Here is a 26,685-nt window from a genome sequence, read left to right on the forward strand (position 1 = left end):
ATTTGCTTAGTCACATCTGAGATTTCGGCTTTATATCAGTTTGAATGGTGAGGTTTTTTATTTTTTAAAAATCAAATAAAAACAGTTGATTACGTGCTTTATATTTGGTTTTAGGTATATCGCCCGCCGTGATATAAGGTATTGAGGTCAAATCATGGCGAAAATAGCAGCTTTAACAGTGCTCTAATTTATAAAAAACGAGTGGAAATTGCACAGTGAAATTTAAAAATGCACCATTATGATCCACACTCAAAATCTTTTAGATTAAATGTGAAGAAGCATGCTTGAATATGGTGCATTTACTTTTTAGCTCAGTATAATAGAGCCAAAGCAAACAGCTTAAAACTGTTATTCTGATAATGAATTCAATATTTTAGCTAAGCTTTTTAAAGTTGGTACGGTAATTGCTTTAGAACAACCAACTACTAACACGCACTAAAGAGTGCAACAAAAATTCATCGGAGCAAAATGAGCATGGCGAACAAGGTCCTACAACTCATCCAAGAAAGTGGCGCAAAATGGGTCGATTTCCGTTTTACGGATACTAAGGGTAAAGAACAACACGTAACTTACCCAGCAGATACTATCGACGAAGATACTTTTGAAGACGGTAAAATGTTTGATGGTTCTTCTATTGCTGGTTGGAAAGGCATTGAAGCATCTGACATGATCTTACGCCCAGATGCTGCAACTGGTTTTATCGACCCGTTCTTCGCTGAGCCTACAGTAGTTGTTACTTGTGACGTTATTGAGCCATCAACAGGTCAAGGTTATGACCGTGACCCGCGTTCGATTGCTCGCCGTGCTGAAGAATACCTAAAATCGACAGGTATTGGTGATACTGCATTCTTTGGTCCAGAACCAGAATTCTTCGTATTTGACGAAGTAAAATGGGAAATTGATATGTCTGGCGCGCGCCATACATTGATTGCTGAAGAAGCTGCTTGGTCAACAAACAAAGACTACGAAGGCGGAAACTCTGGTCACCGTCCACGTGTTAAAGGTGGTTACTTCCCAGTTCCTCCAGTTGATTCTTCACATGACATGCGTGCTGATATGTGTGCGCGTATTGAAGACATCATGGGCCCAGGTCGTGTAGAAGTACACCACCACGAAGTTGCATCTTGCCAATTAGAAATTGGTGTAAGCTTCAACACAATGGTTCGTAAAGCAGACGAAGTACAACAGTTCAAATATGCTGTTTGGAACGTTGCGCACCAATATGCAAAAACTGCGACTTTCATGCCTAAGCCAATGGTTGGTGATAACGGTTCTGGTATGCACGTTCATATGTCAATCTCTAAAGATGGCAAGAACTTGTTTGCTGGTGATGAATACGCTGGTCTTTCAGAAATGGCGCTTTACTTCATCGGTGGTGTAATTAAACACGCTCGTGCATTGAACGCAATTACGAACCCATCTACAAACTCGTATAAGCGTTTAGTTCCGCACTTCGAAGCACCGATTATGTTGGCTTACTCAGCACGTAACCGTTCTGCTTCTATCCGTATTCCTTACGTTTCTAGCCCGAAAGGCAAACGTATCGAAGCTCGCTTCCCAGATCCAATGATGAACCCGTACTTAGGTTTCGCTGCATTGTTAATGGCGGGTCTTGACGGTATCCAAAACAAGATTCACCCAGGTGAAGCAGCTGATAAAAACTTATACGACCTTCCTCCTGAAGAAGAAGCGAAAATCCCTACAGTTGCGCACAGCCTAGATATGGCTCTTGAAGCGCTTCAAGCGGATCACGAGTTCCTTCTTAAAGGTGGTGTATTCACTAAAGAAATGCTTGATGCATATATCGAACTTAAAACTGAAGAAGTGCGTCGTTTGAACACGACAACTCACCCAGTTGAATTTGATATGTACTACAGCTTGTAATTCTGAACTGAATTTCACTGCAAAAAACCCGCGCTAGTCGCGGGTTTTTTTGTATCATCTGTTTAACTTGAAAAAAATTGATGAGAGCAATGGCACAGCGTAAGAAGCACACCAGTTTTTATCCTTGGATTGACCCTAAAGATCACGACAAAGGATTTAAGCTAAATTTTTCGATGGTGACTTATATTGAAGTTGGTCGCACCCCTGAAGGCTACAAGCAGGCAGAATTTGTTGCATTGAAAAGCCCAGAGTTAGCACTGGATTATGATTATCCTCAAAGTTTTTACTTGAGTGCTGAAGGTTTTATTTTGGTAAAAACTCCGCATGGTAAATTTGAAACCATTGCAAAAACAGATAATTGCTAAAGATTGATCTTACAATTAAATACATTCTTCATAACTCAAAAAGCGTTTAAGCGCACAGTAAATCAATGGTACAGGTAGGTTTATGCAGCAGATTCCAGCTGAACTGAAAACATGGTTATATGCTTCAGGTTCACTTACTCAGCAACTGACGGATTTGGCTGATGGAGCATTTAGGGTTCAACCGACCAAAGAACATTTTCAGCGTCTTCAGTTTATCGATGCAAAATGGATGGGCATGCCGTTTCAGCATACGTCATGGGTACGAGAAAGCTTTTTATATGGCAGTGATGCAGAGCCTTGGGTCAAAGCCAAAAGCATTTTCCCGATCTTAAGTTTGCAAGGCCGCGCACGGCTTTTTAAACATATTGGTAAAAAACCGATTGGTTGGTTCTTGTTTCAGCGCACCAATCCAGCATGTGAACGTCGTGTGATTTGGCTAGAAGATGGTTGGACCAGACAGAGCTGTTATACTTGGCACGGCTGCAAGTTTATTGTTCAAGAAACTTTTTTAGCGAGTTTTGAGCAATTTTTGCAAAAGCAGAATTCAGCATCTGAAGGACAGTCATGACAACTGCGCATCAAATTACTTGGCGTGAACGTTTAGAAGCCTATTATTATTTATGTCGTTTTGATAAGCCTGTTGGCACAGAATTGGTGTTCTGGCCTACCATGTGGGCACTATGGATTGCAGCAGAGGGCATACCGCCAATTGGTATTCTGATTCCGATGGTACTTGGCACGATATTTATGCGTGCGGCTGGGTGTGCAATTAATGATTTTGCTGATCGTAAAGTCGATGCACATGTAGAGCGTACGAAAATGCGGCCTTTAGCAACAGGGGTTATCACGGCCAAAGAAGCCATTTATGTGTTTCTAGCTTTAGTCTTTGCTAGTGCTTGTATGTTGTTATTTCTACCGATTGAAACATTCTATTGTGCTTTAGGTGGGCTTTTTCTCGCATTTATATATCCTTTCATGAAACGCTATACTCATTTGCCTCAGGTTGTTTTAGGCATGGCTTTTTCGTGGGGAATTCCGATGTCATTTACGGCCATGGGTAAACCATTAGATTTAACCTGTTGGTTGCTGTATTTTGGCAATCTGGCTTGGACTGTAGCGTACGATACTCAATATGCGATTACTGACCGTGAGTATGATTTAAAAATTGGGGTGAAGTCGACAGCCATTTTGTTTGGTCGTTTTGATATTCAAATCATTGCACTTTTACAGGCGATGAGTGTCGTTTTGATCGGTACGGCGCTTTACCTTGAAAATTTATTGATGCCATTGGGTTTAATCGCATTGCTGGTAGTCGTGGCTGATTTTATTTATCAATGGTCAAAAACCAAAGACAGAGATCCACAGTATTGTTTTTGGGCATTCCGTCACAATCGTTGGGTGGGACTTATTATTTTTACTGGAATCTTTTTAGAATTAATTATTTAAAGTGATTTTTTGGTTGAAAAGCGTCCTATACAGGGCGCTTTTTTTATGTCTTAATAAAACGGCATGTAGTTTCATGCTTAAAAAAACAACGAATAAAAGGATATTTTATGAAACGCTCGAAAATAGCATTAGCCCTTACAGTTGCCGTTTCAATGCTGTCTTTAACTGCTTGTAATGACGATGATGATTCGCCCGCTTCAAATCAACAACCCACGTATCTGTTGCAAGGAAATTATTCTTTAGATACAGTCGAGAATAGTTCATCGATTAAAGTCATGACTTATAACATGACGAATGTGCAGGGGAAGATAGCAACCGCAACGGCAATGGTTTTATTTCCACAGGTAGCTCGACCTAAAGATGGTTATCGTGTTGTGGTATGGGAGCATGGAACGGTCGGAGGTGGAGATGATTGTGCACCAAGTAAAAATGTGATTCATCCACGCTTTAAAATTTTAGCGAATACATTATTGGCTGCAGGCTATGTCATTGTTGCTCCAGATTATGAAGGCCTAGGTACATCAGGTGTACATCCTTATTTGAATTTATCTAGTGCTGCAAACTCAGCAATTGCGGCCGTTAAGGCCGTAAAAGAGCATTATGGCACCCAGTTAAATGGGGCATGGATGTCGATTGGTCAATCACAAGGTGGGCATGCATCATTGGGTACAGCCGAGTTTGCTAATACAGATACGACTTATAAAGGAGCTGTGGCTGGTGCACCTGCATCCAGTTTAGGACAAATTATTCAAATTTATCTCGATCCACAATATAATCTTGACGTAAATGGTCAACCTAAAGCAAATGGTTTGAATATTTTAGATGACAAATTGCAACAAGTCCGTATTGCAATGGCAAATGGCCTACCAGCGGCACAAGGCCAAGCATTGATTGCGCAAATTGCGGATGGTTATGCTGAACTCTTGGCTTATGCGGCACTCACAAGCTCGGGTATTAAAGCGTATCAGCCTGATTATGATTTAAAAAATATCTTTACCCCTGGCGCTGCTGAAATTGCAGAAAGTGCTTATGGACGTACAGGCGATGATGGTGCATGTTTAGGTTATCCAGCACCGAATAGTGCAAATGGCTTACAAGAACAATTTAAAGCGGGTGTTGTAGAGTTCTTGGCAGATCCGACACACTGGACTTCACAGTATGGTGTTGATTTAAATAAAATTAAAACAGATCCAGTGGTTCAGAAATTTTTGGCGGATAATCAACCAGCAACCAATGCCACTGCTGCGAAAGTCATTAAAACCCCTATATTTATTATTCAAGGTGCCAATGATCAAGCGGTACTGCCTGTAGTAACGCAAGCGTTATATGTAAATATGAAAGCAAAAGCGACCACATATTTCCCGCAAAATGCATATGCTGATGGTTATAAATTAACGATTGTACCGAATGCGACGCATACGCAGGCAATCATATGTCAAAATAAGGAGGCGGTAGACTTTATTCAGACCCATATGGCTGCGGGTACGGGGATTGTACTAACTGATGCGCAAAAAGATGCCAGCACCAATGAAAACTGTACAGGTAAAGCACCGACATAAAATGAACCATTTAAACTGAAGACAGAGTCTCATGATTGAGGCTCTTTTTTTGTTATAGTATTGGCCCATCAAAATCTAGATATTGGAAATAGGCTGGCTATGACGAAATCAAATCAAAAACTAACGCCGAAAGTGATGTTTTTGGCGAGTCTTGGTATTGTGATTCCATTGCTTATTTTAGGGATTGCTTTTTTAGCGGTAAAAAGCGATGCAAAAAACCAAGCGGAATATCAGCGTATTAAGGAAGAACAACAGCAGCGTATTCAAGAAAAGTTGGCTGCCGAAAAGCAATTCACACAGCAGGAAGCGAGCAGCGCAGTCTCAAAATAATTCAAGCACGCATTGCAGGCGTGATACCAATGTGTTTATGCAGTTGGCGAATGCTTGGAATTTCAGTAAAACGCAGAACGATGTAACCTGCTTCATTGAGCATGGCATCACGTTCTGCATCTTCTTGTTCTTTGCCGATATGGGAAGGATCATCGAGTTCAATAATCACCACAACCGCTAATTGTTCATCTAATAAAACGAAATCGGTGACTTTACGGTTAAACTTGGCCCGTATTTTATAGTGGTCACTGGTAATCAGTGAGCTAAATGAAACTTGAGCTAGAACATGATGGCGTGGAAAGGCTTCTTTTAAGCGAATAAACATTTTACGTTCAAACGGCGTAATGACGTATTTGGCATAAAACTTTTGTTTACGGCGAAACAGGTCAGGATAGACCATCATCACTAAAGTAATAGTGGCAAAGCAGCCGATGATAAAAAAGATGATTTGACTCAGATCGAACACAATATTTTCTAGCACAAAGAAAAAACCCACTCGCATGGAGTGGGTTTTTAGAATTTTGGCTCTCCAACCTGGGCTCGAACCAGGGACCTGCGGATTAACAGTCCGTCGCTCTACCGACTGAGCTATTGGAGAATCTGCACGCATTCTATGTGGCAAAGCTCAAAGGGTCAAGTCTTTGGCCTGATATTTTTATATAATCTGCTTTAAATGATTTAAAAATAAACGGTTTAGCTTTTATTGATACGATTTGATTCAATCTTTTTGGTTTTCCATGGAGATATTTGGGAGATTCAAGCTGAGAAGAGCCTGTATGGAAAGCTGCTTTGGAGTGATTTTGAGAGATTGGTTTTACGTATGGGTGAATGTCATTTTTATAGACAGAAAAAAGCCCAAGTCATAATGCTTGGGCTTTTTAAAATTTGGCTCTCCAACCTGGGCTCGAACCAGGGACCTGCGGATTAACAGTCCGTCGCTCTACCGACTGAGCTATTGGAGAATCTGAAATGCAGTATAGAGAAAATTACACATCGGTCAAGTTACAATTCTAAAAAAAGTCGAATTTTAGATTAAATGTTTTTTTTATAAACAATTTGATATGTCATAGCTGTATACCAGAATGGTATATGTTTGTGGATCAGAATAATGAGCGATAAAAAAAGCCCAAGTCACGATGCTTGGGCTTTTTAGAATCTTGGCTCTTCCACCTGGGCTCGAACCAGGGACCTGCGGATTAACAGTCCGTCGCTCTACCGACTGAGCTATGGAAGAATAGTGGCTCTCCAACCTGGGCTCGAACCAGGGACCTGCGGATTAACAGTCCGTCGCTCTACCGACTGAGCTATTGGAGAATCTGATGCGCATTTTAGGGAGGAAAGGAAAATGGGTCAAGCAAAAAATATTGAGAAATGAATTGTTTGCTTTATAAATATGCGTTTAGACAGCAAAAACAAAAAAACCGCTCAAAAAGAGCGGTTTTTTAAACAAGACGAATCTTATTTTTCAACGCCAGCAGCTTGACCTGCATATTTCGCGTTTGCATAATCCCAGTTTACAAGGCTTTCAAGGAAAGTTTTGATGTAAACAGGACGCGCATTGCGGAAGTCGATGTAGTAAGCATGTTCCCAAACGTCAATGGTTAACACTGCAACTTTACCGTGTGCAAGTGGAGTGTCTGCATTTGAAGTTTTAAGGATAGAAAGGTTACCATTTACTTCGTCAGCAACTAACCAAGCCCAACCTGAACCGAATTGAGTTGTTGCAGCAGCAGCAAATTCTTCAGCGAATTTTTCGTAAGAACCGAATGCTTCATCAATTTTAGCTGCTAAAGCACCTGTTGCTTTACCACCACCGTTTTTAGCCATACAGTTCCAGTAGAATGTGTGGTTCCAAACTTGTGCTGCGTTATTGAAGATACCTGCTTTAGATGCATCACCAGCAGAAGCTGTGATGATTTCTTCTAAAGTTTTGCCTTCAAGGTCAGTACCCTTGATTAGGTTGTTTAGGTTAACAACATAAGTATTGTGGTGTTTGTCGTGGTGGAATTCTAAAGTTTCTTTGCTGATGTGTGGAGCAAGATCTTCGTAGCCATATGGAAGTGCAGGTAAAGTAATGGTTGTCATGTTTCATTCCTTGCAGATTTGCTGGGTTTTACTTTAAGTGCATTTATTGTAAATGATTCTATAGACAATAGGGCAGTCTTTTAATACACAAAATATGCAAAAAATTTCGCAAGGAGACATATACGATACACAAGATATCGTTAGAGTCTTTTGTACAGAATGTGTTCATTTTAAAAGACTCTAAGTGTTTAGTCCCGGCATTTGATGGATCGGATCAATCTTAAAAAGTTCAGGTTCATCTGTCCACTGTTTGGAGATGAATTCGTAGGGAGTCAGGCCTCTGAGTGTTTTGAGTCTGCGGCCGAAGTTGTATGCAGCAATAAAATCAGCAAGGTGAATGCATAGCTGAGTGTGATCGTCGTAATGGAACCGTTTGACAGTAGCTTCTTTAATCGTTCGGTTCATCCTCTCGACCTGTCCATTGGTCCATGGATGCTTAACCTTGGTAAGACGATGTTCAATGCCACATTCAGTACAAACCCGATCAAAGATGTGCTCAGAGGCGTAGCGATCACAGGTGCGGTTCGTGAACTGGATGCCGTTATCTGTTAGCACCGTATGGATTCTATAGGGCACAGCCTTAACCAGATTGCGCATGAACTCCGCGGCTGCCATCTTACTGGCTTTAGTATGCAATTCAGTGAACGCAAACTTGGAAGTGCGATCAATGGCAACGAAGAGATAAAGCTTACCCTGTGCTGTTTGCATCTCAGCAATGTCGATATGAAAGTAACCAATGGGGTAGCTCTTGAAGCGCTTCCTGACAGGGCGATCACCTTGTACCTCAGGCAGTCGTGAAATACCATGCCGCTGCAAGCAGCGGTGTAACGACGAGCGTGTCAGATAAGGAATACTCGGCTGCAATGCATAAAGGCAATCGTCTAGCGGCAACAAAGTGCGTTTTCGAAAAGCAACAATTGCCGCCTCATCTTCAGGCGATAACACGCTTGAGCGAGGATTCTTTGGGCCGGTTGTAAGATCATCTACTGAAGTACGTTTCTTCCATTTTGCGACGGTCTTTTGATTGATGCCGTAACGCTTGGCTAGCGTTCTTAAGCTCTCTTGACTATTTTGTATTGCTCGACGCACTGCCTGTGTCGTTGTGGCGCTGCTGTGTAGAACTTGTCCCATAGTGCTTCCTTCCATTTATCTGAGAATATTGCACCATTAAAATCTGGGACTAAACATCTAAGCTCTAGATGGATTGAGGTGTGTAATTAATTTTTAGTCTGCAACGCAGCATGGTAACGGCGATTTACTTCATCCCAATCGACCACATTATAAAAGGCATTGATATATTCAGGACGGCGGTTTTGGTATTTTAGATAATACGCATGTTCCCATACATCTAAACCGAGAATAGGGGTATGACCGTGCATAAGAGGGGAATCCTGATTTGCACTGCTTTCAACAATCAGGTTGCGTTCAGGTGTCACACTCAGCCATGCCCAACCACTGCCAAAACGGCTAATCGCGGCTTTGGTAAATGCATCTTTAAAAGCATCAAAACCACCGAGTTGCTCATCAATAGCCTTTGCCACAGCTCCAGTCGGTTGGCCACCACCTTGTGGACTCATGACCGTCCAAAACAGTGAGTGGTTGGCATGACCACCTGCATTATTGATCACCATCTTTTTAAGATCAGTAGGGACTTCATTGACTTTGGCAACCAAATCTTCCACAGACAGTTTCTCCCATTCTGTGCCTGCAATCGCGCCATTAATGTTATTGATGTAGGTTTGATGGTGTTTACTGTGGTGAATTTCCATCGTTTTCGTATCAATATTGGGTTCGAGTGCATCATAGGCATAAGGAAGAGCGGGTAAAGAATAAGCCATGTTTTTGATTCCTTTAATCATCAAAGTTTGTTTTATTGGGAGTTTTTAAAGCAGTTTTATTATCCACTTAATTATTAATGAGAATCAATATGTTTATTATTTACAATATTGGAGTGCAGCGTAGTAATTTATATTGTTCGTATTGGGTTGAACGTTCAGCAGGTATAACAAATATCAAATGCAAAGCGTTTTTGAACTGATGCTATGTTTTGATTTAAAAAGATGAAAGGCTAGGAGTAATATTTTAGAAAGTAATAATTTGCTGAAATGGAAGTGATGTCGGATACCATGCAATGTAAGCGCATTGAAAGGACTGGGATGAAAGAAGCCTCATCCCAGTGATTGCTTAGATCGGGTTATTTAACTCGAAATAAACATATTCAATATCAAATTGTTTTGAAATGGCTTGACCTAATCGCTGCACGCCATAGCGTTCAGTCGCATGATGTCCGCAAGCAAAATAATGTACGCCTAATTCTTTAGCTTCATAGAAGGTACGTTCACTGACTTCGCCTGAAATATAGGCATCACAGCCTTGTTCAGCGGCTTTTACAATAAAATCTTGTGCACCACCGGTACAAAAACCAACTTTTTCAATCATGGTCTTGTCCGCAGGAAGATGGGTAACATCAAACTTTAATTTCTCAGACACAAACTTTTTAAACTCTTCTACAGGCATAGGCTGGTTTAAATAACCAATATTGCCAATAGGATGACGCTCAGATGGGTCAAGCGCCTCAATACGTTCCAGTTTGAGCAAATCTGCAATCGCTGCATTATTTCCAAGACTCGCATGGCTGTCGAGGGGGAGGTGATATGCCAACAAAGAAATGTCATGTTGAATCAGACTCTTGATCCGTTTACCGCGCATACCTGTGATGGGGTAGGCTTCACCTTTCCAAAAATAACCATGATGCACCAGTAAAAGATCCGCATTTTCTCGGATCGCGGCATCTATGGCATCTTGCGATGCTGTCACAGCAGCTAAAATTTTATGCACTTCGGTCTTTCCTTCAATTTGAAGGCCATTCGGTGCATAGTCCTTAAACTCAGGTGATTTGAGGGTTTGATCACACCACTGAATAATGTCTTGTAATTTTGCCATATCGACTTAAAAACTCTTTTAAATTGATTACATCGGAACCTATTGTTTATTGTAACTAAAGCATGACAAAACTCTTGCTTATTTTTGTGCTTCGGCTTGAATTTCGCTTTACAATAGGCATAAATTACTTAGTCATCAATGAATTAAAACATTTTAGAGGGTGAAATCGTGCGCAGGACCTTTTCCTGGTTACCTTGGGTATTACTCATTTTAGTCATTGCTGGATTTTTTGCTTGGCAGCAGTATCAAAAGCCAAAAGCGCCTGTGGCGTCCGATGGGATTAAGATGCCTGCTGAAAAGGTGGAGCCTTTAATTAACACCACGCGTACCGGTGGTGTAGTTTCTTATAGCGCTGCAGTGAAAGTGGCTGCACCAGCAGTAGTAAATATTTTTACCACGCAAAAAGTCAAACAACTTGACCATCCGTTACTCAATGATCCTGCGTTCCGTGAATTTTTTGGCAATCAAATTCCTGATCAGTTTAGCCAAAATAAAAATGAAAACAGCTTGGGTTCGGGTGTGATTGTTCGTCCTGATGGTTATATTTTGACAAACAACCATGTGATTGCTCAAGCAGATCAAATTGTTGTGGCATTGCAAGATGGTCGTCGTGCAGTGGCTAAAGTGATTGGTACCGACCCCGATACCGATTTGGCTGTGATTAAAATTGAGCTGGCAAATCTGCCTGTTTTACCCTTTAAGCTCAGTGGCAACGAAGTGGGTGATGTGGTCTTGGCCATTGGCAACCCATTTGGCGTAGGTCAAACCGTTACGCAGGGTATTATCTCTGCTACAGGACGCTCTGACCTGGGCATTAACACTTATGAAGACTTCATTCAAACTGATGCTGCAATTAATCCTGGTAATTCTGGTGGTGCTTTGATTGATGTGGCGGGGAATTTGATTGGGGTTAATACTGCGATTTTCTCTCAGTCAGGTGGGTCTTTAGGTATTGGTTTTGCCATTCCTGCAAGAATTTGCCAACAAGTACTGAACTCTATTCTTAAAGACGGTCGTGTGGTACGTGGTTGGCTAGGTATTAGTTTATTGCCTGTTGAACAAGTCAATATCTTAGAGCCTAAAGGGCCAGGTGTGGTTGTCGCGGACGTGTTAAAAACGGGACCTGCTGCAAAAGCTGGTTTAAAGAAAGGCGACAAGATTGTGAAAGTGAATGATGAAGTGATTGCTTCAACCTCACATTTGATTAATTTTGTGGCTCTACAACCGCCAAATAGCACCATTCAGATTTCACTTGAGCGCGATGGCAAACCTTTAGATGTTGCTGTGGTTGTTGGGGAAAGAAAAGAGCAAAATCAGGACTCTCAATTTATCCCATTACCAGAACGTTAATCATTATTTAAAAATATTAAACCCTGATTATTCAGGGTTTTTTATTGCTTAGAATTTTATGATTGAGAAATTATCGTGGGGGCCAATTTGCACAAGGATTAGGGAGTAAGCTATGAATTTCTCCAAGCTCTTCATCGGCCAGTTTACCATCCTTATTTTTATCTAGATATTTAAATAATTTAAAATTTTTATCTTTAGCTTGGAAGCGTTTGTCATCGGGCCAAGGAAGCGGGTCAAAATCTTTAACGCTTAAAAATTCTTTTAACTCGAAGGTTTTATTTTTATTTAGATCATAGGTCTTATGAAACTGTTCCCAATTTAAGGAGGCTGGCTCGCAGGCGAGACTATGGGAGCTGATAAATAGTGAAATGCAAAGCATGGTTAAATTTTTCATATTTTCTTTCTCAGTAACATTATTTACAGAGTGTTCAAAATGCGAAACTATTTGTGATATGGCTATAGCCTAAGCGCAAAATAGAATTCTGAATATGAATACTATAATTTATTAGGTAAGGAAATTTATTGAAATAGGTGTTCAGTTTTTGTGGATGCTATTTTGTATTGAAAAGTTGTATAGCGATTTATCCGTAATTTAATTGTTGAATCTGCACAATAAAAAACAGCGACCGAAGTCGCTGTTTTTTATCTTTAGAGATTAAGCTTCTTGCTGGATACCCGCAACGAGCCAGTCTTGGGTAGAACCCGCAGGTTTTACAAAGTGCCAAACTTCAGCAAAAGGTTGCGGTAAGCTGTTGAGGTCTTCACTTACTGTACCAGTAAAACGTACGCTAACCACGTATTGGCCATTTTCTGTCGCAGAGTCTGCAACCATCGCATTCAGGTTTGAAAACTCAGCTACATCTTGATCTTGGTTTGCCATAATGTCTTGATACATAGACTGGTAAAGATCAGGTGTCAAGTAACGCTGAATTTCAGAAATGTTACTTGCCGTGTTCATCGACTGAATATGATTGAAACGTTGACGAGCAATACGTAAGAAAGCCGCAGGTTCTGTACCGTCTGGAAGCTGACTACCACTATTGGTATAGGCAGCGCCAAAAGGTGCATTGTTTTGTGGTGTAGCAGCTGAACCACCTACAGACTGACCAAAAATATTGCTGTTGTCATTTGATGTACGTGGTGCAGCTTGTTGGCCAAACGGTGCTTGAGTTGAACCATTGTTTGGCGCGTATGGATTAGGTGCTACTTTTTTTTTTGCGCCCATTTTACGGAAAATGAAGAAGGCAACAGCAGCGGCAAGAAGAATCCAAATCCAGCTCGGAATACCACCTTTTTCTTCCTGTGCTTGCGCTTGAGAAGCAGAGTTGTCATCTGCCAATGCATTTGCAGCTACAGCTCCAATTGCAGCACCCGCTACACCAGCCGCAACCATACCACCGACGCCTGGACCAGATTTAGCTGGAGCTGTAGCGGGCGCGGTAGGTTGTTGAGCTGGAGTTGCTTGACGAGGTTGTTGATAAGACTGAGTTGGTGCAGCTTGACGGCTCATGCCGTGGCTTTTACCACCACCTGCACGTTTAGCGTCTGCGGCTAAGGGTGCAACTAAAAGAGCCGCTGTTAAAAAACCAGCAATCAAACCACGCTGTCGAACTTCCATCAAATTTTCCTACTCTATAAAAAATAAATTTTAACTCTACCTTTATGCAGTCTTTCATCCTAAATTTCAATAAAAAACGTGTTTATTTTATGAGAAATCCAAACGAATGGAATTTAGCTTAGTTGAGTTCGTCACTTAAGCTCATGGCTTCAGTGAGTGCCTCATGTAAGCGCGCCACAGCGATGACCTTCACCCCAGCAATGTCTTTTTGCGGTGCGTTGCCTCGCGGTAGAATAATGTATTTAAAACCATGTTTAATGGCTTCTTTTAAGCGTTCCTGCCCATTTGGCACTGGGCGAATTTCCCCAGAGAGTCCTACTTCACCAAAAACAGCCAGTTGTTGTGGCAGCGCTTTACCTCGCAGGCTAGAGGCACAGGCCAATAAGACGGCCAAGTCAGAGCCTGTTTCCGTGATTTTTAAACCACCGACAACGTTGACGTAGACATCTTGTCCAGATGTTTGCACGCCACCATGGCGATGCATCACCGCCAAGAGCATATTTAAACGGTTTTGTTCTAAACCTAAGGCGACTCGGCGCGGTTGACCATGTGCATCATCAACCAAAGCTTGAACCTCAACCAACAGAGGACGTGTGCCTTCACGGCTGATCATCACGATTGAGCCTGCAATGGCTTCATCATAACGACTTAAGAAAATGGCTGAAGGATTCGCCACTTCTCTTAAGCCTTTATCGGTCATGCCAAAAACCCCGAGTTCATTGACTGCACCAAAACGATTTTTAACGGCACGAATCATCCGATAACGTGAGTCGGACTGACCTTCAAAGTACAGAACACAGTCCACCATATGTTCAAGCACACGTGGACCAGCCAGTGCACCTTCCTTGGTGACGTGTCCGACAATGAACAAGGCTGTGCCACTATTTTTAGCAAAACGAGTTAGTAAAGCAGCAGATTCGCGAATTTGAGAAACGCCGCCCGGCGCTGACTGGAGTGTTTCGGTATACAGGGTTTGAATGGAATCTAAAATTGCCACAGCTGGACGCTCATGGGCAAGCATTTCACATATCCGCTCGACACAGGTTTCAGCCATGACTTTGAGTTTATCTGTGGGCAGATCAAGACGATTTGCACGCAAGGCCACTTGAGAGAGTGATTCTTCACCTGTGACATACAATGCCGCACTGTTGGCCGCGGCCATATGCGTTGCCGTTTGCAATAAAATGGTCGATTTTCCAATGCCCGGATCACCGCCAATCAGTACCACAGAGCCCGTGACGAGACCACCGCCAAGCACACGATCAAACTCACCAATTCCTGTAGCCAATCGAGTCTCATGTGAAACTGAAATTTGATTTAAGGTGCTAATAGCAGCAGCTTGACCTGCATAGCCGCCACCCATTTTGGGCTGCGCACGATGTGTGACTGCTGGTGCAATATTGACTTCAACTAGACTATTCCATTCTCCACATTCAGAACATTGGCCCGCCCATTTTGAATGGTCAGCGCCACATTGTTCACAGCGGTAAACACTTTTTGCTTTTGCCATGCTTTATTTGATGCACTATTTGGAGTATTCGATGGTTCAACAGCATACAGAGGATTGGATTTGAAATGAATGCTCTGAATCAAAAAGCCACCCGAATGTGGCTTAACTATTGAAGATTTTGAAAATTTGCTTTGAAAATAGCCTTAGTACAACTCACCTGATTTACGCTTTTCGACAAAATCACGTGACTCTTTCACAATCACCGTCGACAGCAATAACAAGGCAATTAAGTTTGGAACCGCCATTAAACCATTAAAGGTGTCGGCAAATAGCCAGACTAAATCAAGTGATGCTACGCAACCAATAAAGACTGACGCGATGTAAATGAGACGGTACAGCAGAACATACTTTTCACCGAGTAAATAAGTACAGCATTTTTCGCCGTAATAGCACCAACCTAAAATGGTGGAATAAGCGAAGAACACAATACCAAAAGTTACGATCCAGCCTCCGACACCCGGCAGTAATTGGTTAAAAGTATGGGTGGTTAATACCGCGCCTGTTTCGCCACCAAAACTATTGCCCGCCATAATAAAGCCCATGACCAAAACGATCCCTGTGATACTACAGACGATAATGGTATCGATAAACGTACCTGTCATTGAGACTAAGCCTTGACGCGCAGGGTGGTCGGTTTTTGCAGCAGCTGCGGCGATCGGCGCCGAACCCATACCAGCTTCATTTGAGAAGACGCCACGAGCGACACCGTAACGAATGACAGCACCAATTGCGCCACCTGCTACCGCTTCACCAGTAAAGGCATCACGGAAGATCAGTTCAAGTGCAGGCATGACGAGTTCAAGATGGTTGAAGATAATAATGAGGCCACCGAGGACATAGCCAATCGCCATAATCGGCACGATGAAAGAAGCGGCTTTAGAAATAGATTTAATGCCGCCTAAAATAACTAAAGCGGAGAATACAGTAATGACGATACCTGTGATCCATGTTGCAACTCCCGTACTGTTTTCAACAGCGAGCGCAACTGTGTTGGATTGCACTGAACTGCCAATCCCAAAAGACGCCAGAGTGCCAAATAGTGCAAAAATCAGGGCTAACCACTTCCATTTTAGACCACGTTCAATGTAGTACATTGGACCGCCAGACATTTCACCTTTTTCATTTTTGATTCGGTATTTAACTGCCAGTACACCTTCCCCATATTTGGTTGCCATACCGAACAGGGCTGTCATCCACATCCAAAACACCGCACCTGGGCCACCAAGGACACAAGCGGTTGCAACACCAGCGATATTACCCGTACCAATGGTGGCAGAGAGTGCAGTCATGAGGGATGCAAAGTGCGAGATATCTCCTGCATGAGAATGTGCTTGGTCATGTTTGCCAAAGACTTGTTTAAAGGCCAGAGGCAACATGCGAATTTGCCAGAAGAACAAGCGTAATGTGAGGAATATCCCTGTTCCGACAATGAGGACCAACATATAGGGTCCCCAGACCCAACCACTGATGGTTTCCATAAAAGTTTGTAAACTTTGTGTATTCATTTTTCTTTTAGTCCTCTATGTTTTAAAACTTGAAATTTCTAGAAAAATTTTGAGTTTTATTAAGCAATTGATATGCCACAGTCATGCTTCCTGCACGATTTTTTATTGATTTTTAGTCTTGTAGTATTTGTTACACGGAAATTTATTTTTGACAAGTGTTTTGCTGATTTTTTCAACAGGAACTTTTACGTGTCCGTTGTCGTGTTAAATATAAGAAAAATTAATTAACTTTTCAAAAGATGTTGAAAATATAGATTAATACAATTTTATTTTTATTTTTTTGTTCTTTTCGGGTAATTTTGGCGACTGGAAATAAAAGATGACATCAAGAATGAGTTTAGAAAATACAGAATCGACCTCTGAACAAGGTGATTTAAAACGGAGTTTATCCAACCGCCATTTGCAACTCATTGCGATTGGCGGTGCGATTGGTACAGGTTTATTTATGGGGTCGGGGAAGACGATTAGTCTCGCTGGGCCATCTATTTTAATCATTTACATGATTATTGGTTTTATGGTGTTTTTGGTCATGCGCGCGCTTGGCGAATTACTGCTGTCTAACTTGAAGTACAAATCGTTTATCGATTTCTCTACCGATTTGATTGGACCGTGGGCAGGCTATTTCGTTGGTTGGACCTATTGGTTATGTTGGATCACGATTGGTATTGCGGACTTATCAGCCATTATTTATTACCTTCAGTTCTTTAATGGAGGTATGCCGTTCACACCTGGGGAAGGGGTGATGATCAGTGTTGCGGCCATTGTGTTCATCATGGGCTTGAACTTGGTCACGGTGAAACTGTTTGGTGAGCTGGAGTTCTGGTTTGCACTGATTAAGATTATTGCCATTGTGGTGTTGATTGCCGTTGGTCTATGGATGATCTTTACAGGGTTCACTTCAACGACGGGTGAAATTGCATCATTTAGTCATCTTTGGTCACATGGCGGAATATTCCCAACAGGCGTGACGGGCTTCCTAGCGGGTTTCCAAATTGCGATCTTTGCCTTTGTGGGTGTAGAGCTGGTCGGTACCACAGCTGCTGAAACCAAAGACCCAGAGAAAAATTTGCCTAAAGCGGTGAACTCGATTCCAATTCGTATCATTGTTTTCTATGTACTGTCTTTAGTGATTGTGATGTCAGTGACACCATGGAACGTTATTGATCCTGCGGTTTCGCCTTTTGTGAACTTGTTTAGTCAAGCGGGTATTGCAGCAGCAGCAATCATCATGAACTTGGTGGTATTGTCTTCTGTGATGTCATCAATGAATAGTGGTGTGTTTTCAACGTCGCGTATGTTGTTTGGTTTGTCTCGTGAAGATCAAGGGCCAAAAGCATTTGGGCATTTAAACAAGCGTGCTGTTCCTGCAAATGCATTGTACTTTTCAGCAATTTGTTTACTGTTAGGTGCTGCACTACAGTACTTTGTACCAAATACTGTTGAAGCCTTTACTTTGGCAACTACACTGTCGACGATTTTGTTTATCTGCGTCTGGATTATGATTATCTGGAGCTACATTGTGTATTACAAAACACGTCCAGAGTTACATGCAAAATCGACCTTTAAATTACCGGGTGGTCTGTTTACCTGTTGGTTTGTGATTGTTTTCTTCATTGGCGTGATCTATGTGTTATCACTAGAAGTCGATACCATGAAAGCTTTAATGGTGAGTCCAATTTGGTTCATCATTTTGATTATTGGTTATTTTGGTTTCTACAAACCGAAACATAAATAATCGATACCATTTAAAAAAACGCCAGTCTTTAACTGGCGTTTTTTTTTAACTCACTATAATCTTTAGCGCTTAGTGGTTTGGTCATGTATGTTGATCAGGTTATACTTCTTCAAAATATCAAATAGGTGATCAGATGCGTTCTGTCATTTGCTGCATCAGTGTCTTGGTGATGAGTACTGCATTCGTCGGTTGTGGTCAGTCTGGTACATTACATATGCCAAATGATCCAAACTACGACAAGCGAGCGAAATATTTGCTTTATAAAGACGCAGCATCTAAGCCGTCTGCACAAAAGGAAGATACAGCGCCCGTTAAGCAAGAGTTTGCTGCACCTTCAGTTGAAACCAATCAGCCTTAATACCTTAAACGCTTCATAGAAAGGATACATTCATGAGTTTTACCCGCAATCATGGGGTTTTGCACGCTGAGCAATGCTCGCTGCAACAGCTTGCGCAGCAATTTGGTACACCACTGTATGTTTATTCAAAAGCGACTTTTGAAAAACACTTTACAGAGATGGATCGTGCTTTTGACTTTATCGATCATCAAATTTGTTTTGCGGTTAAGTCAAACTCAAACATTGCGGTATTGAATGTCCTTGCAAAGCTCGGCGCGGGTTTTGATATTGTGACCGGCGGAGAATTGGCTCGTGTACTAAAAGCGGGTGGTGATGCTTCTAAAATTGTCTTTTCGGGTTTAGGTAAAACTGAGATTGATGTTCAAAAAGCATTAGAAGTGGGTATTGCATGCTTCAATGTCGAGTCTCATGCAGAGCTGGATCGTATTCAAAAAGTTGCAGCGAAGCTCGGCAAAAAAGCACCCATTTCATTGCGTGTCAATCCAGATGTAGATGCGAAAACGCATCCTTATATTTCAACAGGGCTGAAAGAAAATAAATTTGGGATTCCATCAGATACAGTTTTTGAAACCTATCAATATGCTGCAACGCTGCCGAATTTAGACATTATTGGTATTGACTGTCATATTGGTTCACAGCTGACTGAAACACAGCCTTTTGTGGATGCGCTAGATCGCGTGATTGTGATGATCGATCAGCTTAAAACCATGGGTATTCAGCTGAAACACATCGATATTGGTGGTGGTTTAGGCGTGACCTATAAAGATGAAGTGCCGCCTACTGTTTTTGAATATGCCAATGCAATGAAGCCCGCTTTAGAAAAATTGGGCTTGAAAGTGTATATGGAACCGGGACGCAGTATTTCGGCAAATGCAGGGGTACTACTGACCAAAGTTGATTTACTCAAACCGACCATTCACCGTAACTTTGCGATTACTGACGCAGCCATGAACGACTTGATTCGTCCTGCACTGTATGAAGCATGGATGGATATTCAGCCCGTTACACCGCGCTCGGATGTTGAGGCAAAAGAGTGGGATGTGGTTGGTGCGATTTGTGAAACAGGTGATTTCTTAGGTAAAGAGCGTGTGCTTGCACTCAAAGAAAATGACGTACTGGCGGTATTAAGTGCTGGCGCTTATGGTTTTGTCATGAGTTCAAACTACAACAGTCGCGGTCGCGCCGCTGAAGTGATGGTGGATGGTGAAAACTCACATTTGATTCGTGAGCGTGAAACCATTGAGTCGCTTTGGGACAAAGAACGTTTATTGCCTGAAGGATAATTCAAGATGTTATTAGAATTTACCAAAATGCATGGTCTAGGCAATGACTTTATGGTGGTTGATTTAATCAGCCAAAGAGCATTCCTTGATACTGTTACGATTCAGCGCTTGGCGGATCGCCATTTCGGCATCGGTTTTGATCAGTTGTTGATTGTTGAGCCACCTGATTTACCCAATGTCGACTTCAAATACCGTATTTTCAATGCTGATGGTTCTGAAGTTGAACAATGTGGTAATGGCGTGCGCTGCTTTGCACGCTTTGTACATGAGCGTCAGCTCACTACAAAAACCAAGATTAAAGTGCAAACCAAGGCAGGGATTGTGGAACCCGAACTCGGTCAAAATGGCTGGGTACGCGTGAATATGGGTTATCCAAAGTTCTTGCCACAGGAAATTCCATTTATTGCGGATGCACCAGAAGCTTTGTATGACATTGCTTTGGCGAACAATGAGCAATTGACCATTGATGTGGTGAATATGGGTAACCCTCATGCAGTTACTATCGTTCCTGACGTGATTACAGCTGATGTTGCACGTCTAGGCCCTCAGGTTGAATCGCATGAGCGTTTTCCGCAGCGAGTGAATGCTGGGTTTATGCAAATCATTGATGAAAAGTATGCGCGCTTACGTGTGTTTGAACGCGGTGTAGGCGAAACCTTGGCCTGTGGAACAGGAGCTTGTGCGGCTGCGATTTCAGGTATGCGCCGAGGTTTACTCGATTCATCTGTTGAAATTGAATTGGCAGGTGGTAAGTTGCATATCGAATGGCGTGAAGGTGATGTGGTTTGGATGACGGGACCAACCTCAAATGTCTACGAAGGACGTATTGATCTGAGTTACTATCAAAACTAAGTTTAGCGTCACACAAGAAGCACTGATTCATCAGTGCTTTTTTTATGAAAAATGTACATAGGCATAGAAAGAGCTGAGACAGTGCTACTATGCAAAAGAAAATCAATCTTCCACAGAATAGAACTATAGAGGCTGACTTGTGACTTTTGAGCCCATGCAACTGCTCGCGATGTGGTTAAAACAACGAGAAATACAAAATCAGTCTGCCCATACTTTGCAGGCTTATGAACGAGATGTGTCTGATTTTTTGTTGTTCTGCGAACAGAAAAAGCTTCAACTGGGCGATGTTGAAGCCACTGATTTACGAGAATTTATTGCGCAAAAGGTTGAATATCAACAGTTGAGCTCCAGTAGTTTACAGCGGATGTTGTCTTCTATTCGTCAGTTTATGAAATGGGCTGAGCAGGGACAACATTTGGCTTTTAATCCTGCCGATGACTTTCAACTTAAACGTAAACCTCGCCCTTTACCAGGGCTAGTGGATATTGAAACTATCAATAAAATTTTGGATCAGGCCTTGCCTGAGAAAGAAGTCGAACAGCAAATGTGGTATCGAGACAAAGCTTTGCTTGAGCTGCTTTATGCCAGTGGATTACGCTTAGCGGAAGTGCAGGGCTTAAGAATTAAAGATATCGACTTTAACCGACAGTTATTACGTATTACAGGTAAGGGGAATAAAACTCGGGTTGTGCCTTTTGGTTTTAAAGCCAAAGATGCGGTAATGAAATGGCTGAGCATTTATCCGCTATGGAATGGTGATTTTGTGCCCGATGCACAAGTTTTTATTACTCAAAAGGGCAATCCTTTGGGAATGCGCCAGATTGAAAATCGGGTCAAGTTTCAAGCACAGCGCGCAGGCGTGAATATCGATTTACATCCGCACTTATTACGGCATTGTTTCGCCAGTCACATGCTGTCAAACAGTGGTGACTTACGCGCAGTGCAGGAAATGTTAGGCCACAGTAACTTAAGTACCACCCAAATTTATACCCATGTCGATTTTGACAGACTGGCTCAAGTGTATGATCAGACGCATCCTCGAGCACAGCAAAAGGTGAAAACTTAGTTTATTCATACTTTAAAAATAGTGTCACATAATGCATGCACTATAGCGCTGTATTTTGGGTTAAGCGCCAAAAGTCAGAACAAACAGCGTAAACACATCAGTAGATAATTATGTACGCGCTAGGGGCTGTGAAATTCGGCATTATTCTTGCTTGAATCAACTAGATCAATAGGTAGCAATCATCGCTCACTTTTGTTGGGAAAAGAGTGATTATGAACTTTTGTAGAATAATAAATTGGCAAAAAATAGAGTATAAACTTAAAAGAGGATGGGCTGAATGTTCCAGTTTAATGAAACGGTAGATTTAAGCTTATATTGAAGATGACAAATGTGAAAATAGGTCAGTATATGATTTCAGATATACAAGCAAAGTATGATCAACTCAGCTCCGCGCAAAAAGACATTTTTGCGGGCTATGGTTTGCGTCAGGTCAAACACTTTGTTGAAATTAGTTTAGCCAATATTGAACCTGTACTGCCTGAAAATGCATTTGTTCAAGGCGTCAATGCAGCAGGTAAAGTTCAGGCTTTTAATGCAGAGACTGGGCAATACTATTTATGGATTTCCGATTTACAGTGGCAAGCGACTGCACAGCCCTCAAATAGCATTGATTTAAAAGACGACTTTCTTGAAGTCTGGAAAATTTTTAATCTTGGACAATATGAATTGATTGATTTAAGTCATATTCATCGTGATTTTTTAGAAAGTCAGCTAGCTTAATGGCATAGAGCGTATGTCGAAGCAGTGGGCTATTTTGATCGAGTTTAGGATGATTAAAATAGCCACGATGTTGCATGCCAAGACGTTTCATTACCGCTTCAGAAGCCCTATTTTGAACTGCGGTAAAAGCAACAATCTCATCCAAGTCTAAAACCGAAAAAGCAAAATATAGGCAAGCCTGTGCAGCTTCTGTGGCATAACCCTGATGCCAAAATTTCGAGTCTAATCGCCAACCGATTTCGACACAGGGTGAAAAATCAAAGCACTCAGGTTGAGCATGTAAGCCTGTAAATCCAATGAACTCCTGACTATGCTTCAGTTCGACTGCCCAAAAGCCCCAACCATTTTGATTGATGAATTGCTGAAACGTTTGCGCAAGGGTATCGCTTTCTGTTTGCGTGAGTGGATGAGGAAAATAACGCATCACTTGAGCATCGGCATTTAACTGCGCAAATGCAGGAAAGTCATCTGCTCGCCAAGCTCTTAGACGTAAACGCGTCGTTTCTATCGCAAAATTTAAATGCGCTGACATTAGATTTCATCAAGCGGCAGTTGGAAACTTTGTTTAATGATTTGACTTGGCAAGTCTGTTTTGACACTGGTAATGCCATTCTTTTTGGTCAAATGCGTGGATTGGAACTCACGATAGCTTTCTAAATCGGGGACCACAACTTTCAGCATTGCATCGCATTCCCCTAAAATAATGTAGCATTCCATGACTTGAGGGAGCTCTTTCATGGCTTCAATAAAGGTGTCGATGGTTTCGGCATCTTGACCGACCAGCCAAATGCGCGAGAACAGAATCAGTTGAAGGCCAATTTTTTGTGGATCGACCACTGTGGTATAATTTTGAATAACGCCTGCTTCTTCTAATAGTTTGACGCGTCTTAGGCATGAAGACGGTGATAGACCGATTTCTCGTGCTAAGTCATTATTTTGAATGCGGCCATTGTCTTGTAAGTGGCGAATGATATTTTTATCAATACGGTCAAGTTTTATGCGCACAGACTTTGGTGATTGTTTCATATCTTAGAATATAATTTAAAAATACGTTTTATTATAGAATAAATTGAAAGCCAATTTTGTATTATTTCGCACATACTAATTTTCACTTTCTAATGGATGAAAGGGGAAAGGAAATGTCTGTATATGTACTCTTTACACTGACCGTGCTGCCGCTGATTTTTACACCTGGGCCAGATATGTTATTTATTCTGTCTCAAGTTATGGGCAAAGATGCAAAAGCAGGCATGATGGCGACTGTCGGCGTATGTACAGGCTATTTACTACATTCAATTTTAGTGGCTTTGGGTATTGCTGCCATTATTGTGTCTTTCCCGCTTTTGTTTGAAACCATCCGCTGGCTGGGTATTGCATATTTGTTGTATTTGGCCTTTGGTTTATTAAAGTCGGTTTTTAGTACTAAAAAATTGCAACTAGACCGAAAAACGGAAAATAACCCGATCAAAAAAGGCTTTTTTACCGCACTATTAAATCCCAAAGGTATGCTTATCTATTTTGCAATTTTGCCGCAATTTATCGATAAATCTGCCAACACTGTCAGTCAAGGTTTGGTTTTATCTTTAATCTTTATCGCGATGATTTTTGTGGTCTACTGTAGTTTGAGTCTGGTTTTTGCAAAACTGACACAGAAGTCCCCAATAGATGAACGTAAGCAAAAATGGATTGATGGCACTTCAGGTGGTTTGCTGGCATTGGCCGCGACATGGCTGATTGCCAATTAAACTGAGAGAAGCATGTCAAAATGGCATGCTTTTTTTTGAGGAAGTTTTTTGGATCGCCTAATAAAGCAGCAACATTGTGTCATCATATGTCTATAATAATGAGTATTTGAATCTAAGGCTGTCTGATCTATCTTAAATGACAGATTTGTGAAGCCTGATAAAGATGTGAACAGACAGTCAATAATCTATTTGATGGTGAATATTAGAGAAAAGAAATCAAATCTTTGAATAATGTAAATCAGATAAAAATATAATAAAAATCATAACTTAATCTGAGTGCGATTTTGTGCAAATATAGTGCGTACAAAAAAGTATGAACGCGTCGTTCAGCTAAATTTACGCATTTTTACAGCTCTTTGGTGAATTGTGACTTGACCGAAATGCCGTACACATTGCAAGATAGGGCACCTAAAAAAAATTTAAGTGAAGAGTTAAACTAACTTTTCTCAACATTTACATTTGCTAAAACAGCCGAGGATTACATGAAGGCTCTTGTTGCTGTAAAACGTGTGGTTGATGCCAACGTTAAAGTTCGCGTTAAGCCGGACAACAGTGGTGTTGACTTAACCAACGTTAAAATGTCAATTAACCCATTCTGTGAAATCGCAGTGGAAGAAGCGGTTCGCTTAAAAGAGAAGGGAACTGTTTCAGAAATCATCGTTGTTTCTATTGGTCCTAAAGAAGCGCAAGAGCAAATCCGTTCTGCTATGGCGCTTGGTGCTGACCGCGGTATTTTAGTTGAAGCTGATGACAGCCAACTGGGTGCTTTAGAAATTGCGAAAGTGTTGAAAGGCGTTGTTGACGCTGAACAACCTCAGTTGATTCTTCTTGGTAAGCAAGCAATTGATGATGACTCTAACCAAGTTGGCCAAATGCTTGGTGCGCTTCTAGGTGCAGGTCAAGGTACTTTTGCTTCTGAAGTCAAAGTTGATGGAGACAAAGTACAAGTGACTCGTGAAATCGACGGTGGTTTACAAACTGTTGAACTTGCACTTCCAGCGATCATCACCACTGACTTGCGTTTGAATGAGCCACGTTATGCAGCTCTTCCAAACATCATGAAAGCGCGTAAAAAACCGCTGGATACGAAGTCTCCTGCTGATTTTGGTGTTTCTACAACAACTAAACTTAAAACAGTTAAAGTTGAAGCGCCTGCTGAACGTAAAGCTGGCGTACAAGTGAAGTCTGTAGACGAACTTGTAGAAAAACTAAAAAATGAAGCGAAAGTGATCTAATACAGAAGGATAAAATCATGAGTATTTTAGTTATCGCTGAGCACGACAACAAAGCACTAAATGGTGCAACTTTAAACGTTGTTGCTGCAGCTCAAAAAATCGGTGGTGATATCACTGTATTAGTTGCTGGTTCTGGCGCTCAAGCTGTTGCTGATGCTGCTGCAAAAGTTGCGGGTGTAAGCAAAGTATTACTTGCTGACAACGCAGTTTACGCAAACCAATTGGCTGAAAACGTTGCAGCTTTGGTTGCAGATATTGCTAAAGGTGGTTTCAAACACGTATTGGCTGCATCAACTACAACGGGTAAGAATATTCTTCCACGTGTGGCTGCTCTTCTTGATGTCAGCATGATCACAGACATCATTGCTGTTGAATCTGCAAATACGTTTAAGCGTCCAATCTATGCAGGTAACGCGATTGCAACAGTTCAGTCTGATGAAGCAATCATTGTTGGTACTGTACGTGGTACAGCATTTGACCCTGTCGCTGCTGAAGGTGGTTCTGCTGCGGTTGAAGCTGTAAGCGAAGCAAAAGATGCGGGTATCTCTAAGTTTGTTGCTGAAGAGATCGTAAAATCTGAACGCCCAGAATTAACTGCTGCGCGTATTGTGGTTTCAGGTGGTCGTGGTGTGGGTTCAGGTGAGAACTACCATACTGTTCTTGACCCATTGGCTGACAAATTGGGCGCTGCTCAAGGTGCATCACGTGCTGCGGTTGACGCTGGTTTCGTTCCAAACGATATGCAAGTAGGTCAAACAGGTAAAATTGTTGCGCCTGATCTGTATATCGCTGTAGGTATCTCTGGTGCGATCCAGCATTTGGCAGGTATGAAAGACTCTAAAGTGATCGTTGCGATCAACAAAGACGAAGAAGCGCCTATCAATGCAGTAGCAGATTACTGGTTAGTAGGTGATTTGAATACCGTTGTTCCAGAGTTAGTATCTAAAATCTAATTCCTGACAACGTTTCAAAAAAAACGCTTTTGTGCAAGCAGTTTAAGCAATGCTTAACTGCTATGTGCAGGAGCGTTTTTTTATGTGCTAAAGCTGTTCTTTAATATTATAAAAAATTAAAATCACTCGATATTTATTTTGTT

At 41.7% G+C, this 26,685-nt stretch carries 27 protein-coding genes and 4 tRNA genes; 16 read left to right on the top strand and 15 right to left on the bottom strand.

Annotated elements, in window-relative coordinates; genetic code table 11:
- Window positions 1-468: 468 nt before the first annotated feature.
- The 6 genes from glnA to AC4MDD_RS05135 all read left to right on the top strand — a co-directional run bounded on the left by glnA (window position 469) and on the right by AC4MDD_RS05135 (window position 5,584).
- Entirely contained in the window at window positions 469-1,884 is a 1,416-nt protein-coding gene (gene glnA / locus AC4MDD_RS05110) for a type I glutamate--ammonia ligase (RefSeq protein WP_005400480.1), read from the top strand.
- A gap of 89 nt (window positions 1,885-1,973) precedes the next feature.
- Window positions 1,974-2,249 (top strand): hypothetical protein, encoded by a 276-nt coding sequence (locus AC4MDD_RS05115; RefSeq protein WP_151835813.1) that lies wholly within the window; start codon window positions 1,974-1,976, stop codon window positions 2,247-2,249.
- 82 nt (window positions 2,250-2,331) lie between these two features.
- On the top strand, window positions 2,332-2,817 hold the full coding sequence (locus tag AC4MDD_RS05120) for a chorismate--pyruvate lyase family protein (protein WP_010327240.1): 486 nt from the start codon (window positions 2,332-2,334) through the stop codon (window positions 2,815-2,817).
- Window positions 2,814-3,695 carry a 4-hydroxybenzoate octaprenyltransferase gene (gene ubiA / locus AC4MDD_RS05125; RefSeq protein WP_491882394.1) on the top strand — a complete coding sequence of 294 codons (882 nt, stop codon included), beginning with the start codon at window positions 2,814-2,816 and terminating at the stop codon, window positions 3,693-3,695. The genes AC4MDD_RS05120 and ubiA overlap by 4 nt, the downstream gene beginning before the upstream one ends.
- A 107-nt stretch (window positions 3,696-3,802) precedes the next feature.
- Window positions 3,803-5,254, top strand: coding sequence for an alpha/beta hydrolase family protein (locus AC4MDD_RS05130; RefSeq protein ID WP_491882395.1), 1,452 nt, complete (start codon window positions 3,803-3,805; stop codon window positions 5,252-5,254).
- A gap of 99 nt (window positions 5,255-5,353) precedes the next feature.
- Window positions 5,354-5,584, top strand: coding sequence for a hypothetical protein (locus tag AC4MDD_RS05135; protein WP_491882396.1), 231 nt, complete (start codon window positions 5,354-5,356; stop codon window positions 5,582-5,584).
- Between the two features lies 1 nt (window position 5,585).
- Here AC4MDD_RS05135 and AC4MDD_RS05140 read toward each other — a convergent pair whose 3' ends face one another.
- The 9 genes from AC4MDD_RS05140 to AC4MDD_RS05180 form a co-directional block, all read right to left on the bottom strand.
- A complete protein-coding gene (locus AC4MDD_RS05140) occupies window positions 5,586-6,065 on the bottom strand; it encodes a DUF2726 domain-containing protein (RefSeq protein WP_491882397.1) in 480 nt (159 codons plus the stop codon).
- Between the two features lie 41 nt (window positions 6,066-6,106).
- A tRNA-Asn gene (locus tag AC4MDD_RS05145) sits at window positions 6,107-6,182 on the bottom strand.
- 288 nt (window positions 6,183-6,470) lie between these two features.
- Window positions 6,471-6,546: transfer RNA gene (locus tag AC4MDD_RS05150), tRNA-Asn, on the bottom strand.
- A gap of 196 nt (window positions 6,547-6,742) precedes the next feature.
- Window positions 6,743-6,818, bottom strand: a tRNA-Asn gene (locus AC4MDD_RS05155).
- 4 nt (window positions 6,819-6,822) lie between these two features.
- Window positions 6,823-6,898 (bottom strand) — tRNA-Asn (locus AC4MDD_RS05160).
- A gap of 144 nt (window positions 6,899-7,042) precedes the next feature.
- A complete protein-coding gene (gene sodB / locus AC4MDD_RS05165) occupies window positions 7,043-7,669 on the bottom strand; it encodes a superoxide dismutase SodB (protein ID WP_010327236.1) in 627 nt (208 codons plus the stop codon).
- Between the two features lie 180 nt (window positions 7,670-7,849).
- Complete coding sequence (locus AC4MDD_RS05170; RefSeq protein WP_491882398.1) at window positions 7,850-8,800, bottom strand: IS481 family transposase; 951 nt, start codon at window positions 8,798-8,800, stop codon at window positions 7,850-7,852.
- A gap of 86 nt (window positions 8,801-8,886) precedes the next feature.
- Window positions 8,887-9,507: a superoxide dismutase gene (locus AC4MDD_RS05175; protein ID WP_279697757.1), complete on the bottom strand. Its 621-nt coding sequence runs from the start codon at window positions 9,505-9,507 to the stop codon at window positions 8,887-8,889.
- Between the two features lie 346 nt (window positions 9,508-9,853).
- A complete protein-coding gene (locus AC4MDD_RS05180) occupies window positions 9,854-10,612 on the bottom strand; it encodes a Nif3-like dinuclear metal center hexameric protein (protein WP_491882399.1) in 759 nt (252 codons plus the stop codon).
- Window positions 10,613-10,780: 168 nt separating this feature from the next.
- Between AC4MDD_RS05180 and AC4MDD_RS05185 the strand changes: the two genes are divergently transcribed.
- The gene (locus AC4MDD_RS05185) at window positions 10,781-11,962 is read left to right on the top strand and encodes a S1C family serine protease (RefSeq protein ID WP_004695766.1); all 1,182 of its coding nucleotides are present in this window, start codon (window positions 10,781-10,783) and stop codon (window positions 11,960-11,962) included.
- A 70-nt stretch (window positions 11,963-12,032) separates the two neighbouring features.
- Here AC4MDD_RS05185 and AC4MDD_RS05190 read toward each other — a convergent pair whose 3' ends face one another.
- The 4 genes from AC4MDD_RS05190 to AC4MDD_RS05205 form a co-directional block, all read right to left on the bottom strand.
- Entirely contained in the window at window positions 12,033-12,356 is a 324-nt protein-coding gene (locus AC4MDD_RS05190; RefSeq protein WP_004695767.1) for a CREC-EF hand family protein, read from the bottom strand.
- Between the two features lie 261 nt (window positions 12,357-12,617).
- Complete coding sequence (locus AC4MDD_RS05195) at window positions 12,618-13,580, bottom strand: Tim44 domain-containing protein (RefSeq protein ID WP_491882400.1); 963 nt, start codon at window positions 13,578-13,580, stop codon at window positions 12,618-12,620.
- A 118-nt stretch (window positions 13,581-13,698) separates the two neighbouring features.
- Window positions 13,699-15,090, bottom strand: a complete 1,392-nt coding sequence (radA, locus tag AC4MDD_RS05200; RefSeq protein WP_004695771.1) for a DNA repair protein RadA — start codon at window positions 15,088-15,090, stop codon at window positions 13,699-13,701.
- Between the two features lie 143 nt (window positions 15,091-15,233).
- Window positions 15,234-16,595 (bottom strand): alanine/glycine:cation symporter family protein, encoded by a 1,362-nt coding sequence (locus AC4MDD_RS05205; protein WP_004695773.1) that lies wholly within the window; start codon window positions 16,593-16,595, stop codon window positions 15,234-15,236.
- A 331-nt stretch (window positions 16,596-16,926) separates the two neighbouring features.
- Between AC4MDD_RS05205 and AC4MDD_RS05210 the strand changes: the two genes are divergently transcribed.
- The 6 genes from AC4MDD_RS05210 (at window position 16,927) to AC4MDD_RS05235 (ending at window position 22,609) form a co-directional block, all read left to right on the top strand.
- Window positions 16,927-18,330, top strand: a complete 1,404-nt coding sequence (locus tag AC4MDD_RS05210; RefSeq protein WP_491882401.1) for an amino acid permease — start codon at window positions 16,927-16,929, stop codon at window positions 18,328-18,330.
- A gap of 133 nt (window positions 18,331-18,463) precedes the next feature.
- Entirely contained in the window at window positions 18,464-18,688 is a 225-nt protein-coding gene (locus AC4MDD_RS05215; protein WP_004982578.1) for a hypothetical protein, read from the top strand.
- A 32-nt stretch (window positions 18,689-18,720) separates the two neighbouring features.
- Window positions 18,721-19,971: a diaminopimelate decarboxylase gene (gene lysA / locus AC4MDD_RS05220; RefSeq protein ID WP_491882402.1), complete on the top strand. Its 1,251-nt coding sequence runs from the start codon at window positions 18,721-18,723 to the stop codon at window positions 19,969-19,971.
- A gap of 6 nt (window positions 19,972-19,977) precedes the next feature.
- On the top strand, window positions 19,978-20,823 hold the full coding sequence (gene dapF, locus AC4MDD_RS05225) for a diaminopimelate epimerase (RefSeq protein WP_491882403.1): 846 nt from the start codon (window positions 19,978-19,980) through the stop codon (window positions 20,821-20,823).
- A gap of 154 nt (window positions 20,824-20,977) precedes the next feature.
- Window positions 20,978-21,889 carry a tyrosine recombinase XerC gene (locus tag AC4MDD_RS05230; RefSeq protein ID WP_491882600.1) on the top strand — a complete coding sequence of 304 codons (912 nt, stop codon included), beginning with the start codon at window positions 20,978-20,980 and terminating at the stop codon, window positions 21,887-21,889.
- 321 nt (window positions 21,890-22,210) lie between these two features.
- Entirely contained in the window at window positions 22,211-22,609 is a 399-nt protein-coding gene (locus AC4MDD_RS05235; protein WP_010327226.1) for a hypothetical protein, read from the top strand.
- Here AC4MDD_RS05235 and AC4MDD_RS05240 read toward each other — a convergent pair.
- Window positions 22,536-23,141, bottom strand: coding sequence for a GNAT family N-acetyltransferase (locus tag AC4MDD_RS05240; RefSeq protein WP_491882404.1), 606 nt, complete (start codon window positions 23,139-23,141; stop codon window positions 22,536-22,538). The two genes, AC4MDD_RS05235 and AC4MDD_RS05240, sit on opposite strands and share 74 nt — an antisense overlap.
- Window positions 23,141-23,635: an Lrp/AsnC family transcriptional regulator gene (locus tag AC4MDD_RS05245; RefSeq protein WP_004695793.1), complete on the bottom strand. Its 495-nt coding sequence runs from the start codon at window positions 23,633-23,635 to the stop codon at window positions 23,141-23,143. Before AC4MDD_RS05245 ends, AC4MDD_RS05240 begins: the two co-directional genes overlap by 1 nt.
- 113 nt (window positions 23,636-23,748) lie before the next feature.
- Here AC4MDD_RS05245 and AC4MDD_RS05250 point away from each other — a divergent pair, with 113 nt between their 5' ends.
- The 3 genes from AC4MDD_RS05250 to AC4MDD_RS05260 all read left to right on the top strand — a co-directional run bounded on the left by AC4MDD_RS05250 (window position 23,749) and on the right by AC4MDD_RS05260 (window position 26,542).
- Window positions 23,749-24,354, top strand: a complete 606-nt coding sequence (locus AC4MDD_RS05250) for a LysE family translocator (RefSeq protein ID WP_491882405.1) — start codon at window positions 23,749-23,751, stop codon at window positions 24,352-24,354.
- A gap of 482 nt (window positions 24,355-24,836) precedes the next feature.
- Window positions 24,837-25,589 (top strand): electron transfer flavoprotein subunit beta/FixA family protein, encoded by a 753-nt coding sequence (locus tag AC4MDD_RS05255; protein WP_005400499.1) that lies wholly within the window; start codon window positions 24,837-24,839, stop codon window positions 25,587-25,589.
- Between the two features lie 17 nt (window positions 25,590-25,606).
- Window positions 25,607-26,542 (top strand): FAD-binding protein, encoded by a 936-nt coding sequence (locus AC4MDD_RS05260; RefSeq protein WP_004982561.1) that lies wholly within the window; start codon window positions 25,607-25,609, stop codon window positions 26,540-26,542.
- The last annotated feature ends 143 nt before the right edge of the window (window positions 26,543-26,685 follow it).

Source organism: Acinetobacter sp. CAU_H_29a_1 (assembly GCF_058599505.1).

Excerpts from the sequence above, each read along its gene's own strand:
- AC4MDD_RS05205 (WP_004695773.1), bottom strand. The coding sequence starts at position 16,595 with ATGAATACACAAAGTTTACAAACTTTTATGGAAACCATCAGTGGTTGG.
- AC4MDD_RS05250 (WP_491882405.1), top strand. The coding sequence starts at position 23,749 with ATGTCTGTATATGTACTCTTTACACTGACCGTGCTGCCGCTGATTTTT.
- radA (WP_004695771.1), bottom strand. The coding sequence starts at position 15,090 with ATGGCAAAAGCAAAAAGTGTTTACCGCTGTGAACAATGTGGCGCTGAC.
- ubiA (WP_491882394.1), top strand. The coding sequence starts at position 2,814 with ATGACAACTGCGCATCAAATTACTTGGCGTGAACGTTTAGAAGCCTAT.
- AC4MDD_RS05230 (WP_491882600.1), top strand. The coding sequence starts at position 20,978 with ATGCAACTGCTCGCGATGTGGTTAAAACAACGAGAAATACAAAATCAG.
- glnA (WP_005400480.1), top strand. The coding sequence starts at position 469 with ATGAGCATGGCGAACAAGGTCCTACAACTCATCCAAGAAAGTGGCGCA.
- AC4MDD_RS05210 (WP_491882401.1), top strand. The coding sequence starts at position 16,927 with ATGAGTTTAGAAAATACAGAATCGACCTCTGAACAAGGTGATTTAAAA.
- AC4MDD_RS05190 (WP_004695767.1), bottom strand. The coding sequence starts at position 12,356 with ATGAAAAATTTAACCATGCTTTGCATTTCACTATTTATCAGCTCCCAT.
- AC4MDD_RS05255 (WP_005400499.1), top strand. The coding sequence starts at position 24,837 with ATGAAGGCTCTTGTTGCTGTAAAACGTGTGGTTGATGCCAACGTTAAA.
- AC4MDD_RS05135 (WP_491882396.1), top strand. The coding sequence starts at position 5,354 with ATGACGAAATCAAATCAAAAACTAACGCCGAAAGTGATGTTTTTGGCG.
- AC4MDD_RS05175 (WP_279697757.1), bottom strand. The coding sequence starts at position 9,507 with ATGGCTTATTCTTTACCCGCTCTTCCTTATGCCTATGATGCACTCGAA.
- AC4MDD_RS05235 (WP_010327226.1), top strand. The coding sequence starts at position 22,211 with ATGACAAATGTGAAAATAGGTCAGTATATGATTTCAGATATACAAGCA.
- AC4MDD_RS05115 (WP_151835813.1), top strand. The coding sequence starts at position 1,974 with ATGGCACAGCGTAAGAAGCACACCAGTTTTTATCCTTGGATTGACCCT.
- AC4MDD_RS05215 (WP_004982578.1), top strand. The coding sequence starts at position 18,464 with ATGCGTTCTGTCATTTGCTGCATCAGTGTCTTGGTGATGAGTACTGCA.
- AC4MDD_RS05245 (WP_004695793.1), bottom strand. The coding sequence starts at position 23,635 with ATGAAACAATCACCAAAGTCTGTGCGCATAAAACTTGACCGTATTGAT.
- AC4MDD_RS05120 (WP_010327240.1), top strand. The coding sequence starts at position 2,332 with ATGCAGCAGATTCCAGCTGAACTGAAAACATGGTTATATGCTTCAGGT.
- lysA (WP_491882402.1), top strand. The coding sequence starts at position 18,721 with ATGAGTTTTACCCGCAATCATGGGGTTTTGCACGCTGAGCAATGCTCG.
- dapF (WP_491882403.1), top strand. The coding sequence starts at position 19,978 with ATGTTATTAGAATTTACCAAAATGCATGGTCTAGGCAATGACTTTATG.
- sodB (WP_010327236.1), bottom strand. The coding sequence starts at position 7,669 with ATGACAACCATTACTTTACCTGCACTTCCATATGGCTACGAAGATCTT.
- AC4MDD_RS05180 (WP_491882399.1), bottom strand. The coding sequence starts at position 10,612 with ATGGCAAAATTACAAGACATTATTCAGTGGTGTGATCAAACCCTCAAA.
- AC4MDD_RS05240 (WP_491882404.1), bottom strand. The coding sequence starts at position 23,141 with ATGTCAGCGCATTTAAATTTTGCGATAGAAACGACGCGTTTACGTCTA.
- AC4MDD_RS05170 (WP_491882398.1), bottom strand. The coding sequence starts at position 8,800 with ATGGGACAAGTTCTACACAGCAGCGCCACAACGACACAGGCAGTGCGT.
- AC4MDD_RS05195 (WP_491882400.1), bottom strand. The coding sequence starts at position 13,580 with ATGGAAGTTCGACAGCGTGGTTTGATTGCTGGTTTTTTAACAGCGGCT.
- AC4MDD_RS05260 (WP_004982561.1), top strand. The coding sequence starts at position 25,607 with ATGAGTATTTTAGTTATCGCTGAGCACGACAACAAAGCACTAAATGGT.
- AC4MDD_RS05130 (WP_491882395.1), top strand. The coding sequence starts at position 3,803 with ATGAAACGCTCGAAAATAGCATTAGCCCTTACAGTTGCCGTTTCAATG.